We start from the raw sequence: 14845 nt of genomic DNA on the forward strand, positions 1-14845 counted from the left end.
TAGTACAAACATGAGGCGAAATTCAGCAGCGACGGTAAAGTAGAGCAGTACACATAGAGCACAAGGACTCTCCATGACTCTCAATAAGACCGATCGCATTGTGATCTCGCTGGGAAGACAAATCGTCAGCGGTAAATACGTTCCCGGTTCGGCGCTTCCGGCCGAAGCGGAACTCTGTGAGGAGTTTGAAACCTCGCGCAACATCATCCGCGAAGTGTTTCGTTCCCTGATGGCGAAGCGGCTGATTGAAATGAAGCGCTATCGCGGCGCGTTTGTCGCCTCCAGAAACCAGTGGAACTACCTCGATACCGAGGTGCTGCAGTGGGTACTGGAAAATGACTATGACCCGCGTCTTATCAGCGCCATGAGTGAAGTGCGCAACCTGGTTGAACCCGCCATCGCACGTTGGGCGGCGGAACGCGCCACCTCAAGCGATCTGGCGGAAATCGAGTCGGCGCTGAATGACATGATTGCTAATAACCAAAACCGGGATGCCTTTAATGAAGCGGATATTCGCTACCACGAGGCGGTGCTGCAGTCAGTACATAATCCGGTTTTGCAGCAGCTTAGCGTGGCGATCAGTTCGCTGCAGCGGGCGGTATTTGAACGGACCTGGATGGGCGATGAAGGCAACATGCCGAAAACGCTCCAGGAACATAAAGCGCTATTTGACGCCATTCGGCATCAGGATAGCGACGCGGCAGAGCAGGCGGCGTTGACGATGATCGCCAGCTCGACACGAAGGCTCAAGGAAATCACATGACGGCTCGCTACATCGCAATAGATTGGGGATCGACGAATTTACGCGCCTGGCTGTACCAGGGCGAAGAATGCCTGGAAAGCAGGCAATCTGAAGCAGGCGTAACGCGCCTGAATGGTCGATCTCCCGCTGCGGTGTTAGCGGAAATCACACAATACTGGCGCGATGGCGCCACACCGGTGGTGATGGCAGGTATGGTCGGTAGCAACGTGGGCTGGAAAATTGCCCCTTATTTGCCGCTTCCTGCCGCTTTCTCGGATATTGGCCAGCAGTTAACTGCCGTTGGCGACAATATCTGGATAATTCCCGGCCTTTGCGTTTCCCGTGATGATAACCATAACGTCATGCGCGGGGAAGAAACGCAACTGCTGGGCGCACGCGCCTTAGCCCCTTCGTCTGTCTATGTGATGCCAGGAACCCACTGCAAATGGGTACTGGCCGATCGCCTGCAAATTCACGATTTTCGTACCGTTTTGACCGGTGAGTTGCATCATCTGTTGCTTCAGCACTCGCTGGTGGGCGCCGGCTTGCCGCCGCAGGAAACGTCCGCCGACGCATTCGCGGCCGGTCTGCTGCGCGGTATCAACAACCCCGCCGTCCTGCCGCAGCTGTTTGAAGTGCGCGCTTCGCACGTGCTGGGCGCGCTGCCTCGCGAGCAGGTTAGCGAATTTCTTTCCGGCCTGCTGATTGGCGCTGAAGTGGCCACCCTCAGCGCCACGTTCGCCGGAGAGCAGGCGATTACCCTCGTCGCCGGGTCATCGTTAACGTCCCGCTATCAGCAGGCATTCCGCGCCATTGGCCGCGAAGTCACTGCGGTTGCGGGCGATACGGCATTTCAGACAGGAATAAGGAGCATCGCTTATGCAGTGGCAAACTAACCTTCCGCTTATCGCTATTCTGCGCGGTATTACGCCAGACGAGGCGCTGGCTCACGTTGGCGCCGTTATCGACGCCGGTTTCGACGCGGTCGAAATCCCGCTGAACTCGCCGCAGTGGGAGAAAAGTATTCCGCATGTCGTCGACGCTTACGGCGAGCAGGCGCTTATCGGCGCGGGCACCGTGCTGCAACCGGAGCAGGTCGATCGGCTGGCGGCCATGGGCTGTCGGCTGATTGTGACGCCAAACATTCAACCGGAAGTGATCCGGCGAGCGGTGGGTTACGGCATGACCGTATGTCCAGGCTGCGCCACCGCCAGCGAAGCTTTCAGCGCGCTCGATGCCGGCGCGCAGGCGCTGAAAATTTTCCCGTCATCGGCTTTTGGCCCGGATTACATCAAAGCGTTGAAAGCCGTGCTGCCACCGGAAATTCCGGTCTTTGCCGTCGGCGGCGTGACGCCGGAAAACCTGGCGCAGTGGATTAAAGCCGGCTGTGTGGGGGCTGGGCTGGGGAGCGATCTCTATCGTGCCGGCCAGTCGGTTGAACGTACCGCGCAGCAGGCAGCCGCATTCGTAAAAGCGTATCGAGAGGCAGTGAAATGAAAATAACCAATATCACCACGTACCGTTTACCTCCGCGTTGGATGTTCCTGAAGATTGAAACCGATGAAGGCATCGTCGGCTGGGGAGAACCGGTGATTGAAGGGCGCGCCCGAACGGTGGAAGCCGCCGTTCATGAATTTGGCGATTATCTGATTGGTCAGGATCCGGCGCGGATTAATGACCTGTGGCAAGTGATGTACCGCGGCGGCTTTTATCGCGGCGGTCCGATTATGATGAGCGCCATCGCCGGTATTGACCAGGCGTTATGGGATATTAAAGGTAAGGTCCTGAATGCCCCGGTCTGGCAACTGATGGGCGGGCTGGTGCGCGACAAAATTAAAGCCTACAGCTGGGTGGGCGGCGACCGCCCCGCCGAAGTGATTGACGGGATTAAGAAGCTGCGCGGCATTGGTTTCGATACCTTTAAATTAAACGGCTGCGAAGAGATGGGCATCATTGATAATTCCCGCGCGGTTGATGCCGCGGTGAATACCGTGGCGCAAATCCGCGAAGCGTTTGGCAATGAAATTGAGTTTGGCCTCGATTTTCATGGTCGGGTAAGCGCGCCGATGGCCAAAGTATTAATTAAAGAGCTGGAACCATATCGCCCTTTATTTATTGAGGAGCCGGTATTAGCCGAGCAGGCGGAATATTATCCGCGGCTGGCGGCGCAAACCCATATCCCTATTGCCGCCGGCGAACGTATGTTTTCGCGTTTTGAATTTAAACGGGTCCTTGAAGCGGGCGGGGTGGCTATTTTACAACCCGATCTGTCGCACGCAGGCGGTATTACCGAATGCTATAAAATTGCCGGCATGGCGGAAGCCTATGACGTTGGGCTGGCGCCGCACTGTCCGCTGGGGCCGATCGCACTGGCAGCCTGTCTGCACGTTGATTTCGTTTCGCATAACGCGGTCTTCCAGGAGCAGAGCATGGGGATCCACTACAACAAAGGCGCCGAACTGCTTGATTTTGTGAAAAACAAAGAAGATTTCAATATGGAAGGCGGCTTCTTTAAACCATTGACGAAGCCGGGGCTGGGCGTGGAAATTGATGAGGCCCGCGTGATTGAGTTAAGTAAAAACGCGCCGGACTGGCGAAACCCGTTGTGGCGGTATGAGGATGGCTCTGTCGCCGAATGGTAAATGCGCGTCATACTTCGCGCTGGTGATGCGTTGGCTGCATTTTCTTACCCTGGTCACATACTATTTTATGATCCCAGGGATGCGAAAATTTGCCGCCTTTCCCTAGCACAAATTATTTAGCGCATCGCAACATAGTTATTAATACAAAACAAAAACACCCTCTGTAAATTACCGGGCATGGTGAGCGGCTTCGCTATGCCCAAAATCTGGAGACAGATTGCGATGGATATTTCAGTTACCGCTGTAAAAACCGGGCGTCGCCGTTATCTGACGCTCATCATGATCTTTATTACCGTGGTTATTTGTTATGTTGACCGCGCCAACCTCGCCGTCGCCTCGGCGCATATTCAGGAGGAGTTTGGTATTAGCAAAGCGGAAATGGGCTACGTATTTTCCGCCTTTGCCTGGCTGTATACCCTCTGCCAGATCCCGGGCGGTTGGTTCCTTGACCGCGTGGGGTCCCGGCTTACCTACTTTATCGCCATCTTTGGCTGGTCTGTAGCCACGTTGCTACAAGGCTTCGCCACCGGCTTAATGTCGCTCATAGGCCTGCGCGCTATCACCGGGATCTTCGAAGCACCAGCCTTTCCAACCAATAACCGCATGGTGACCAGCTGGTTCCCGGAACATGAACGCGCCTCCGCCGTCGGGTTTTATACCTCGGGGCAATTTGTTGGCCTGGCTTTCTTAACGCCGCTGCTGATTTGGATCCAGGAGCTATTGAGCTGGCACTGGGTGTTTATTGTTACCGGCGGTATCGGCATTATCTGGTCGCTGATCTGGTTCAAGGTTTATCAACCGCCGCGGCTGACCAAAAGCATCAGCAAAGCCGAACTCGACTATATTCGCGACGGCGGCGGCCTGGTGGATGGCGATGCGCCGGTGAAGAAAGAGGCGCGTCAACCGTTATCGAAAGCAGACTGGAAGCTGGTCTTTCATCGCAAGCTGGTCGGTGTTTACCTTGGGCAGTTTGCGGTAACCTCGACGCTGTGGTTCTTCCTGACCTGGTTCCCGAACTACTTAACCCAGGAAAAAGGCATTACCGCGCTGAAGGCCGGTTTTATGACCACGGTGCCCTTCCTCGCTGCGTTTTTTGGCGTCCTGCTCTCTGGTTGGCTGGCGGATAAACTGGTGAAAAAAGGCTATTCGCTGGGCGTGGCGCGTAAAACGCCGATCATCTGCGGACTGCTGATCTCCACCTGCATCATGGGGGCGAACTACACCAACGACCCGGTATGGATTATGGCGCTGATGGCGCTGGCATTCTTCGGTAACGGTTTTGCCTCCATTACCTGGTCGCTGGTCTCATCCCTGGCGCCGATGCGCCTGATCGGTCTAACCGGAGGCGTGTTTAACTTTGTTGGCGGCCTGGGGGGGATCACCGTACCGCTCGTGATTGGCTATCTGGCGCAGGATTACGGCTTTGGCCCGGCGTTGGTCTATATCTCCGTGGTGGCGCTGATAGGCGCGCTGTCTTATATCCTGCTGGTCGGCGATGTGAAACGTGTAGGCTAAATTTTTGCGATACGCTACCCTGATGCGTAAGTCTCGCATCAGGGTATCGTTATGAAACAAGTCACTTTTGCTCCCCGTCATCATCAGCTTACCAATGTTAATACCTGGACCCCCGACAGCCAGTGGCTGGTGTTCGACGTCCGCCCGTCCGGTGCGTCGTTCACCGGCGAGACCATTGAGCGAGTGAACGTAAACAGCGGCGCGGTGGAGACCATTTATCGTGCCACGCAAGGCGCGCACGTGGGCGTGGTGACCGTGCATCCAACCCAGGAGCGCTACGTGTTCATTCACGGCCCCGAGCGGCCGGATGCGCAATGGCAGTATGATTTTCATCACCGCCGCGGGGTGGTGGCCTTTCAGGATACCGTCGAGAATCTGGACGCCATGGACATCACTGCCCCTTACACCCCCGGGGCGCTGCGCGGCGGCAGCCACGTCCATGTCTATAGCCCCAACGGCCAGCTGGTCAGTTTTACCTACAACGATCATGTGCTGCACGAGCGCGACCCGGCGCTGGATCTGCGCAACGTCGGCGTGGCCGCGCCGTATGGACCCGTGACGCCGCCGGGCCACCATCTGCGCGAATATGGCGGCAGCCACTGGTGCGTGCTGGTGAGCCGCACGACGCCAACTCCCGCGCCGGGCAGCGATGAGATTAATCGCGCCTATGAAGAGGGCTGGGTCGGGAACCATGCGCTGGCGTTTATTGGCGATACGCTGGCGGAAAACGGCGACAAAGTCCCGGAGCTGTTTATTGTCGATCTGCCGCAGGATGAAGCCAGCTGGAAGCAGCCCGGCGGGGAGCCGCTGGCCGGTACCGCAACCACGATGCCCGCGCCGCCGGCGGGCGTCAGTCAGCGTCGTTTGACCTTCACCCACCATCGCCGTTATCCGGGGCTGGTGAATATTCCACGTCACTGGGTGCGCGCCAATCCACAGGCTACGAGCATCGCCTTCCTGATGCGCGACGACGCCGGTGAGGTGCAGCTGTGGCTGATTTCCCCACAGGGGGGCGAGCCGTGGCAGTTGACGCATCACACGTCGGGTATCCAGTCAGCGTTTAACTGGCATCCGTCGGGAGAGTGGCTGGGCTTTGTACTGGAGGGGCGGATTGCCTGCTGTCATGCCGGCACAGGCGACATCACCTTTTTAACCGAGGCGCATGCTCATGCGCCCTCGGCGGACGCGATCGTCTTTTCGCCAGACGGTAAACAGATTGCCTGGATGGAGGAGGTGGACGGTTATCGCCAGCTGTGGGTCACGCAGACCGGGCGATTACTTACTGGGCAGGCATCGGCGCTGGCGGGATCACCGAGTTGGTCGCCAGCGTGGCCTTCTCGCTCTTTTCGACCCGAGATTTGATTGAGCTGTCGGTGCGGAACATATCCCACGGCAGCAGCAGGGTATCCATGACGGCGGTGAACGGCATGTCCAGCGCCACCAGCGATTTCACACCCCAGTTGGTATTGTTGTCCCCCAGCGTTTGCGCACTGGATCGCGTGCCCGGATAGGTTCCCTCTTTGCCACCGGTATGTGACATTACGCTGGAGCAACCGCTCAGGCTTATTATCCCGCTGAACAGGACCAGCTTTAACAGTCGTCTGCTTTTCATTGTTCTTCCATCGTCGTTTCGGGCGTTGAGATAACCTTTTAGCGGTTATATCGGGCCATCCCGTGAATGCATAGCGTTATTGCGCCGCACTGTGGCGGGCATCGCACTTTGCTTTTTGTGCTCCTCCCCCCAGTCTAAGCAATCATCGGCAAACTGCAAAAAAAAACGCCCTCAATCCCTTGAAAAGCACGGGGAGAAACCCATTTTATAGGTGTAACCCACTGAGAATACGCCTGAGGGGTATTCCGGATTACCGCGGCCTGTCCACGATGGAAGGTCATTTGATTCTCGCTGATTTTCAGGAGCTATTTATTATGCGTAACTTCGATCTCTCCCCGCTTTATCGTTCAGCCATTGGTTTCGACCGCCTGTTTAACCTGCTGGAAAACAATCAAAGCCAGAGCAATGGCGGCTACCCTCCGTATAACGTCGAGCTGGTAGACGAAAACCACTATCGCATCGCTATCGCGGTGGCTGGCTTTGCTGAAAGCGAGCTGGAGATCACCGCCCAGGACAATCTGCTGATCGTCAAAGGCGCCCACGCTGCCGAGCAGAAAGAGCGTACCTACCTGTATCAGGGGATCGCCGAGCGTAACTTCGAGCGCAAATTCCAGCTGGCGGAAAACATTCATGTCCGCGGCGCCAACCTGGTAAACGGTCTGCTGTATATCGATCTGGAACGGATGATCCCGGAAGCGAACAAGCCGCGCCGTATCGAAATCAACTAATTGTCCCTCTCAGGCCGCGTGGCGGCCTGATGTAACAACCTGCTCGCCGTCAGGGAGCATATGCGAATTCGCGCAATTCGCAGATATTCACTCGCTTCACAGAAGGAGAAAACAGTATGCGTAACTACGATTTATCCCCCCTGCTGCGTCAATGGATCGGTTTTGACAAACTGGCCAGCGCCCTGCAAACCGCCGGCGAAAGCCAGAGCTTCCCGCCCTATAACATCGAAAAAAGCGACGATAACCACTACCGCATTACCCTTGCGCTGGCCGGTTTCCGTCAGGAAGATCTGGATATTCAGCTGGAAGGCACCCGCCTGGTGGTAAAAGGCACGCCGCAGCAGCCGGAAAAAGAGACCACCTGGCTGCACCAGGGGCTGGTGAGCCAGGCCTTCAGCCTGAGCTTCACCCTCGCCGACAACATGGAGGTCTCTGGCGCGACCTTCACCAACGGTCTGCTGCATATCGATCTGACCCGCCATGAGCCTGAGCAGATCGCCCCGCAGCGCATCGCCATCAGCGAACGACCGGCGTTAAATAGCTAATAAAGCAACCTATTGATAAAGCCCCGATTTTCGGGGCTTTTTTGTGCCGGTCTGTTTGCTGGTATTGTGCGCCAGGCTGCATACAACCCGTGTGGCAGCGGTCATAATCCCTGTTAATAATAATGTTATTCACAGGGACGATACCATGAGTGAGATAGCATTGACGGTCAGCGTACTGGCGCTGGTGGCGGTGATTGGGCTGTGGATCGGCAATGTCAAAATCCGCGGCGTCGGCTTTGGTATTGGCGGCGTGTTGTTTGGCGGCATTATCGTCGGCCACTTTGTCGATCAGGCGGGAGTCGCCCTCAGCAGCCCGATGCTGCATTTTATTCAGGAATTCGGCTTGATCCTGTTTGTCTACACCATCGGTATCCAGGTGGGGCCGGGCTTTTTCGCCTCGCTGCGGGTCTCAGGCCTGCGGCTCAATCTTTTCGCTATCCTGATCGTGATTCTTGGCGGCCTGGTCACGGCGGTGCTGCATAAACTGTTCAATATTCCTCTCCCGGTGGTGCTTGGCATCTTCTCCGGCGCGGTGACCAACACGCCGGCGCTGGGGGCCGGGCAGCAAATCCTGCGCGATCTCGGGGTGCCGTTCGAGGTGGTCGATCAGATGGGGATGAGCTATGCGATGGCGTATCCGTTCGGCATCTGCGGCATTCTGCTGACCATGTGGCTGGTGCGCCTGTTCTTTCGCATCAATGTCGAGAAAGAGGCCCAGCAATTTGAGGAGAGCAGCGGCAACGGCCATGCCCATTTGCACACCATCAATGTGCGGGTGGAGAACCCCAACCTCAACCAGATGGCGATTCAGGATGTGCCGATGCTCAACAGCGACAATATCGTCTGTTCGCGACTGAAGCGCGGTGAGCTGCTAATGGTGCCTGCGCCGGGCACCCTTATCCAGGCCGGCGATCTGCTGCACCTGGTGGGGCGGCCGGAGGATCTGCACAATGCGCAACTGGTGATCGGCCAGGAGGTGGCCACCTCGCTGTCGACGCGCGGCACCGACCTGAAGGTAGAGCGTGTGGTGGTGACTAACGAGAAAGTGCTGGGGAAGAAAATACGCGATCTGCACGTCAAACAGCGCTATGACGTAGTGATCTCCCGGCTTAATCGCGCTGGCGTCGAGCTGGTGGCCAGCAGCAGCGCCAGCCTGCAGTTTGGCGATATTCTTAACCTGGTCGGCCGTCCGGAGGCGATTGACGCCGTGGCCGCCGAGCTGGGTAACGCCCAGCAGAAGCTGCAGCAGGTTCAGATGCTACCGGTATTTATCGGCATCGGCCTCGGGGTACTGCTGGGATCTATCCCGTTGTTTATTCCCGGCTTCCCCGCCGCCCTGAAGCTCGGGCTGGCCGGGGGGCCGCTGATTATGGCGCTGATTCTCGGGCGCATCGGGAGCATCGGCAAGCTGTACTGGTTTATGCCGCCGAGCGCCAACCTGGCGCTGCGCGAGCTGGGGATCGTGCTGTTTCTGGCGGTGGTTGGGCTGAAATCGGGGGGCGACTTTGTGGCGACCCTGACCCAGGGCGATGGTCTGAGCTGGATCGCTTACGGCATTTTCATCACCGCCATCCCGCTGCTGACGGTAGGCATTCTCGCGCGCATGCTGGCGAAAATGAACTATCTGACGCTGTGCGGCATGCTGGCCGGCTCGATGACCGACCCGCCGGCGCTGGCCTTCGCCAACAATCTGCACGCCACCAGCGGCGCGGCGGCGCTCTCTTACGCTACCGTCTATCCGCTGGTGATGTTCCTGCGGATTATCACCCCGCAGCTACTCGCCGTGCTGTTCTGGGGGGTGAGCTAGCGGGCTGTGCGCCTGGACGCGGCGCAGATGGTAGTCCACCTGATACTCGCTGGCGTTGCGGAACATAACCGAATAGTTAAGAAACTCGCCGCTGTCGCTGTAGGAAAGGGAGGTAATCCGCAGCAGCGGCGTCTGCTCCGGAACGTTCATTGAGCGCGCCAGCTGCCTGTCCGCCAGCACCGGCGTCAGGGTCTCATAGTTCCCGCTGATGATGATCCCGCACTCCTTCTCAATATAATCAAATTTCGATCCCTCCAGATGGCTCAGCGACAGGTTACGGAACAGCTTCACCGGCATATAGCTATCCTCCAGCATCAGCGGCTTGCCGTCGACGAAGCGCACCCGCCGCGAGAAGTAGATCCGTTCATCAATTTTAATTCGCAGCAGGCTGGCGATGGCCGGCGGGGCAGGCATCACTTCGAAGGCCAGCACCTGGCTTACCACCTCTTTACCCTGCTTGCGCAGCACTTCCGCCAGGCCGGTGAGATTGCTGGTTTCATGATGGACGTCTTTACGCGCCACGTAGGTCCCCGAGCCGTGGCGACGGACCACCAACCCCCAGTCCACCAGCAGGTCGATGGCTTTGCGGATGGTCATGCGCGCCACCCCGAACTCCTCGGCCAGTTTTTTCTCTCCCGGCAGCGGGCTGCCGATGGAGAAGTCGGCAGAATTCAGCCGCAGCCGCAGGCGGTCAGCAATGGATTTGTAGATCACCAGTAGTCCTCTTGTACAGGAAAGAGCGAGGTTATTTTCTTCACCTGTTATTAAAAAATTATTTTAAAAACAAAATGTTATTATCCATTCATTAGATCGATTTCATCCTTTGGCTTATCGATGTCTAACTTTTGTTAACGAAGTAGACAACTTTGGCCAAATTAAAACCATGAAAGCGATCACGAATCGCAACGGCGCGGCATGTTGTTGGACGGGCAAATTCCTATTCTCGAGTGAGGCCGGTAATCAAGAAAAAGAAGGCCATTCACCCTACGAGTTGTTACATGAGGATTTCCCAATGCTCAGTCAAATACAACGCTTTGGCGGCGCCATGTTTACCCCGGTTTTATTGTTTCCTTTCGCCGGGATCGTGGTCGGTATCGCCATTATGTTGCGCAACCCGATGTTCGTCGGCGAAGCGCTGACCGCACCCGACAGCCTGTTTGCACAGATCGTTCACATCATCGAAGAGGGCGGCTGGACCGTCTTTCGTAATATGCCGCTGATTTTCGCCGTCGGCTTGCCGATTGGCCTGGCGAAGCAGGCCCAGGGCCGGGCCTGCCTGGCGGTACTGGTGAGCTTTCTCACCTGGAACTACTTTATTAACGCCATGGGGATGACCTGGGGCCACTTCTTCGGCGTCGACTTTTCCGTTGAACCCACGGCCGGCAGCGGCCTGACGATGATTGCCGGGATTAAAACCCTCGACACCAGCATTATCGGGGCGATCGTCATCTCCGGCCTGGTGACGGCCCTGCATAATCGCTATTTCGATAAACCCCTGCCGGTGTTCCTCGGTATCTTCCAGGGCTCATCGTTTGTGGTCATTGTCGCCTTCCTCGCGATGATCCCCTGCGCCTGGCTGACGCTGCTCGGCTGGCCAAAAGTCCAGCTGGGTATTGAATCGCTACAGGCCTTCCTGCGCTCTGCCGGCGCGCTCGGGGTGTGGGTCTACATCTTCCTTGAGCGCATTCTGATCCCCACCGGTCTGCATCACTTCGTCTATGGCCCGTTCATCTTTGGCCCGGCGGTAGTGGAGGGCGGACTGCAGGTCTACTGGGCAGAGCATCTGCAGGCGTTCAGCCAGAGTACGGAACCGCTGAAGACGCTGTTCCCGGAGGGCGGCTTTGCCCTGCACGGTAACTCGAAAGTGTTTGGTTCGGTGGGCATTGCGCTGGCGCTCTACTTCACCGCCGCGCCGGAAAATCGCGTCAAGGTCGCCGGCCTGCTGATCCCCGCCACGTTGACCGCGATGCTGGTCGGGATCACCGAGCCGCTGGAGTTCACCTTCCTGTTCATCTCGCCGCTGCTGTTCGCCGTCCACGCGGTGCTGGCGGCGTCCATGGCGACGGTGATGTACATCTGCGGGGTGGTTGGCAATTTCGGCGGCGGCCTGCTCGACCAGTTCTTGCCGCAAAACTGGATCCCGATGTTCCATCACCACGCCTCGATGATGTTCATTCAGATAGGTATTGGTCTCTGTTTCACCGTCCTCTACTTCGTGGTCTTCCGCACCCTGATCCTGCGTCTGAACCTGAAGACGCCGGGCCGGGAAGAGAGCGAAATCAAGCTCTACAGCAAGGCTGATTATCAGGCGGCGCGGGGTAAAACCACGGCGGCAGCCGCGCCAGAGACCCGGCTGGGCCAGGCCGCTGGCTTCCTGCAGGCCCTCGGCGGCGCCAGCAACATTGAAAGTATCAATAACTGCGCCACCCGACTGCGCATCGCGCTGGTCGATATGGCGAAAACGCAAAGTGACGACGTCTTTAAAGCGCTGGGCGCCCACGGGGTAGTACGCCGCGGCAACGGGATTCAGGTCATCGTCGGCCTGCACGTTCCCCAGGTGCGCGACCAGCTGGAAAACCTGATGAAAGATTCTCTTTCGACCGAACATACCACCATGACGGAGGCAGTATCATGAAAAAATTCTCAGTTGTTATCGCAGGCGGCGGCAGCACCTTCACCCCGGGCATTGTCCTGATGCTGCTGGCAAACCAGGATCGTTTTCCGCTGCGGTCGCTGAAATTTTACGACAACGACGGGGCGCGGCAGGAGACCATCGCCGAGGCGTGCAAAGTGATCCTCAAAGAGCAGGCGCCGGAGATTGAATTCAGCTATACCACCGATCCGCAGGCGGCGTTTACCGATGTTGATTTCGTCATGGCGCATATCCGCGTCGGAAAATATCCGATGCGTGAACAGGATGAGAAAATCCCGCTGCGCCACGGCGTGCTGGGCCAGGAGACCTGCGGACCAGGCGGGATCGCCTACGGTATGCGCTCTATCGGCGGCGTGCTGGAGCTGGTGGATTATATGGAAAAATATTCGCCGAACGCCTGGATGCTTAACTACTCCAACCCGGCGGCGATTGTGGCGGAAGCCACCCGTCGTCTGCGGCCGAACGCCAAAATTCTCAACATCTGCGATATGCCGATCGGCATTGAAGGGCGGATGGCGCAGATTGTCGGCCTCAAAGACCGTAAACAGATGCGTGTGCGCTACTACGGCCTCAACCACTTCGGCTGGTGGACCTCGATTGAGGATCTCGACGGCAACGATTTGATGCCGAAACTGCGCGAATATGTGGCGAAATACGGCTATGTGCCGCCTTCTAACGACCCGCACACCGAGGCAAGCTGGAACGACACCTTTGCCAAAGCGAAAGATGTGCAGGCGCTGGATCCGCAGACCATGCCGAATACCTACCTGAAATATTACCTGTTCCCGGACTACGTGGTGGCCCACTCCAACCCGGAACGCACCCGCGCCAATGAGGTGATGGATCATCGTGAGAAAAACGTCTTCAGCGCCTGCCGGGCGATTATTGCCGCCGGGAAATCCTCCGCAGGCGATCTGGAGATTGACGAGCACGCGTCGTATATCGTCGATCTGGCGACGGCCATCGCCTTTAACACGCAGGAAAGGATGCTGCTGATTGTGCCGAACAATGGCGCGATCCATAACTTTGACGCCGACGCGATGGTGGAAATTCCTTGCCTGGTGGGCCACAACGGGCCGGAGCCGCTGACGGTCGGCGACATCCCGCACTTCCAGAAAGGGATGATGAGCCAGCAGGTGGCGGTGGAAAAACTGGTGGTCGATGCCTGGGAACAACGCTCTTACCACAAGCTGTGGCAGGCGATTACCCTGTCGAAAACCGTGCCGAGCGCCTCGGTGGCGAAAGCGATCCTCGACGACCTGATTGCCGCCAACAAGGATTACTGGCCGGAGCTGCATTAATCCCCGCCGTTGACCGGCGCCCTGCGGGGCGCCGATGCTTCTCCCCGGTTCCTGATTTACGCTATGCTGAAGCCTGCTGCGCGATGAACAAGGAACCGTCATGAAAATCTCCCGCCTCGGCGAAGCGCCTGATTACCGCTTTTCGCTGGCTAACGAACGCACCTTTCTGGCGTGGATCCGCACGGCGCTCGGTTTTCTTGCCGCTGGCGTCGGTCTTGACCAGCTGGCGCCAGACTTTGCCACGCCGCTGATCCGTGAAATTCTCGCCCTGCTGCTGTGCCTGTTTGCCGGCGGCATGGCCATCTATGGCTATCTGCGCTGGCTGAACAACGAGAAGGCGATGCGCCTGAAGCAGGATCTCCCCTATACCCGGACGCTGCTGGTGATTAGCATCCTGCTGCTGGCGGTGGTGGTCGCGGTGATGCTGCTGGTGCTGTATGGCGGATAAACGCCGGGCGCGGCGGGAAAGCGACCCGGGGCTACAGCCAGAGCGCACCTCCCTGGCCTGGTTTCGCACCCTGCTGGGCTATGGCGCGCTGATGGCGCTGGCGATTAAGCACAGCTGGCACCGCGCCGGACTGCCGTTCTGGCTGTCGATCGGCGTGCTGGCGATAGTGGCGGGGATCCTTTGGGGCTATACCCGCCGTCGTCATCTGATGGACGTCGACGACAGCGATTTTTTGCAGCCGCGGGCGGTTCGTGACAAATTTTTGATCGCACTCGCAGTACTTTCTCTGGCATTCCTGTTTGCTGTTACTCACCTTCAACAGATCGTTTCATTCATTAGGGATATGTCATGACAGGATGTCCGGCGAATTTGCCTCTCACTCATGCCCCCGGCCAGCAACATGACACTCCCTTTCAGGCGGTAGTGGTCGAGGCGGAGCATTGCCGCCAGCCGCAGGCGTTCTATGCGCAGCTGCGTCAACAGGGGCTTACGGCTATCCATTTTATTCCGCAGCTGGCGGCTGGCGACGCCGCGCTGTGGGGAGAGTTTCTCTGCGCGGTCTTTCACCGCTGGGTGCGGGAAGATATTGGCCGTATCAATATTTTGCTGTTCAGCGAGACGCTGAGCGCCTGGTGCGGCGAGTTGATAACGCAGGCGGGCGCGCCGGCGGCCAACAGCGCCTGCTACGGCTGTCCGTGGCTACGCCTGTGCCGCTGCGGCGAACAGGAAGACCCGCTGTGCGCGGGTTATCGGCAGTTCTACGATCTCAGCGGGCCCTATATGCGAGTGATGCGGGACCTGCGCCGACAGCAGCGGCCGCCAGAGGCGTTGATGCCGCTGCTGCGCTGAAGA

15 protein-coding genes, 1 pseudogene and 1 other annotated feature are annotated in these 14845 nt (G+C 57.9%); of the genes and pseudogenes, 14 read left to right on the forward strand and 2 right to left on the reverse strand.

Annotated elements, in window-relative coordinates; all coding sequences use genetic code 11:
- Positions 1-73: 73 nt before the first annotated feature.
- From dgoR to L2I46_RS19110, 6 genes and pseudogenes are all read left to right on the forward strand, one after another.
- On the forward strand, positions 74-763 hold the full coding sequence (dgoR, locus tag L2I46_RS19085; RefSeq protein ID WP_032454431.1) for a D-galactonate utilization transcriptional regulator DgoR: 690 nt from the start codon (positions 74-76) through the stop codon (positions 761-763).
- Entirely contained in the window at positions 760-1638 is an 879-nt protein-coding gene (locus L2I46_RS19090; RefSeq protein ID WP_065805546.1) for a 2-dehydro-3-deoxygalactonokinase, read from the forward strand. Before dgoR ends, L2I46_RS19090 begins: the two co-directional genes overlap by 4 nt.
- On the forward strand, positions 1622-2239 hold the full coding sequence (locus tag L2I46_RS19095) for a 2-dehydro-3-deoxy-6-phosphogalactonate aldolase (protein ID WP_085551802.1): 618 nt from the start codon (positions 1622-1624) through the stop codon (positions 2237-2239). The genes L2I46_RS19090 and L2I46_RS19095 overlap by 17 nt, the downstream gene beginning before the upstream one ends.
- Entirely contained in the window at positions 2236-3384 is a 1149-nt protein-coding gene (gene dgoD, locus L2I46_RS19100) for a galactonate dehydratase (RefSeq protein ID WP_032454428.1), read from the forward strand. The genes L2I46_RS19095 and dgoD overlap by 4 nt, the downstream gene beginning before the upstream one ends.
- A gap of 177 nt (positions 3385-3561) precedes the next feature.
- The gene (locus L2I46_RS19105; protein WP_032447014.1) at positions 3562-4899 is read left to right on the forward strand and encodes an MFS transporter; all 1338 of its coding nucleotides are present in this window, start codon (positions 3562-3564) and stop codon (positions 4897-4899) included.
- Between the two features lie 51 nt (positions 4900-4950).
- A pseudogene (locus L2I46_RS19110) lies at positions 4951-6174 on the forward strand (DUF3748 domain-containing protein); the annotation flags it as partial.
- A gap of 4 nt (positions 6175-6178) precedes the next feature.
- On the opposite strand, the gene L2I46_RS19115 reads toward L2I46_RS19110, so the two are convergent.
- Entirely contained in the window at positions 6179-6511 is a 333-nt protein-coding gene (locus tag L2I46_RS19115; protein ID WP_023291451.1) for a YceK/YidQ family lipoprotein, read from the reverse strand.
- A gap of 245 nt (positions 6512-6756) precedes the next feature.
- Positions 6757-6832, forward strand: a sequence feature (ROSE (Repression Of Heat Shock gene Expression) occurs in the 5'-region of heat shock genes and acts as an RNA thermometer to modulate expression.).
- On the opposite strand from L2I46_RS19115, the gene ibpA reads away from it, so the two are divergent.
- From ibpA to L2I46_RS19130, 3 genes are all read left to right on the forward strand, one after another.
- Positions 6826-7239: a small heat shock chaperone IbpA gene (gene ibpA, locus L2I46_RS19120; RefSeq protein WP_117133141.1), complete on the forward strand. Its 414-nt coding sequence runs from the start codon at positions 6826-6828 to the stop codon at positions 7237-7239. It overlaps the preceding feature by 7 nt.
- Positions 7240-7355: 116 nt before the next feature.
- The gene (gene ibpB / locus L2I46_RS19125) at positions 7356-7784 is read left to right on the forward strand and encodes a small heat shock chaperone IbpB (protein ID WP_023291450.1); all 429 of its coding nucleotides are present in this window, start codon (positions 7356-7358) and stop codon (positions 7782-7784) included.
- A 145-nt stretch (positions 7785-7929) separates the two neighbouring features.
- Positions 7930-9591 carry a putative transporter gene (locus L2I46_RS19130; protein ID WP_023291449.1) on the forward strand — a complete coding sequence of 554 codons (1662 nt, stop codon included), beginning with the start codon at positions 7930-7932 and terminating at the stop codon, positions 9589-9591.
- On the opposite strand, the gene L2I46_RS19135 is transcribed toward L2I46_RS19130, so the two are convergent.
- Positions 9559-10305, reverse strand: coding sequence for a GntR family transcriptional regulator (locus tag L2I46_RS19135; protein ID WP_023291448.1), 747 nt, complete (start codon positions 10303-10305; stop codon positions 9559-9561). The two genes, L2I46_RS19130 and L2I46_RS19135, sit on opposite strands and share 33 nt — an antisense overlap.
- Before the next feature lie 298 nt (positions 10306-10603).
- On the opposite strand from L2I46_RS19135, the gene L2I46_RS19140 reads away from it, so the two are divergent.
- From L2I46_RS19140 to L2I46_RS19160, 5 genes are all read left to right on the forward strand, one after another.
- Positions 10604-12226 carry an alpha-glucoside-specific PTS transporter subunit IIBC gene (locus L2I46_RS19140; protein ID WP_065805548.1) on the forward strand — a complete coding sequence of 541 codons (1623 nt, stop codon included), beginning with the start codon at positions 10604-10606 and terminating at the stop codon, positions 12224-12226.
- A complete protein-coding gene (locus L2I46_RS19145; RefSeq protein WP_017899668.1) occupies positions 12223-13545 on the forward strand; it encodes a 6-phospho-alpha-glucosidase in 1323 nt (440 codons plus the stop codon). The genes L2I46_RS19140 and L2I46_RS19145 overlap by 4 nt, the downstream gene beginning before the upstream one ends.
- A gap of 100 nt (positions 13546-13645) precedes the next feature.
- Positions 13646-13993, forward strand: coding sequence for a YidH family protein (locus L2I46_RS19150; protein WP_004202264.1), 348 nt, complete (start codon positions 13646-13648; stop codon positions 13991-13993).
- A complete protein-coding gene (locus L2I46_RS19155; protein WP_023291446.1) occupies positions 13983-14345 on the forward strand; it encodes a DUF202 domain-containing protein in 363 nt (120 codons plus the stop codon). Before L2I46_RS19150 ends, L2I46_RS19155 begins: the two co-directional genes overlap by 11 nt.
- A complete protein-coding gene (locus L2I46_RS19160) occupies positions 14342-14842 on the forward strand; it encodes a hypothetical protein (protein WP_023291445.1) in 501 nt (166 codons plus the stop codon). The genes L2I46_RS19155 and L2I46_RS19160 overlap by 4 nt, the downstream gene beginning before the upstream one ends.
- Positions 14843-14845 lie beyond the last annotated feature (3 nt).

Origin of the sequence: Klebsiella sp. 2019SCSN059, from assembly GCF_021739525.1 — a bacterium.
Lineage (GTDB): Bacteria > Pseudomonadota > Gammaproteobacteria > Enterobacterales > Enterobacteriaceae > Klebsiella > Klebsiella quasipneumoniae.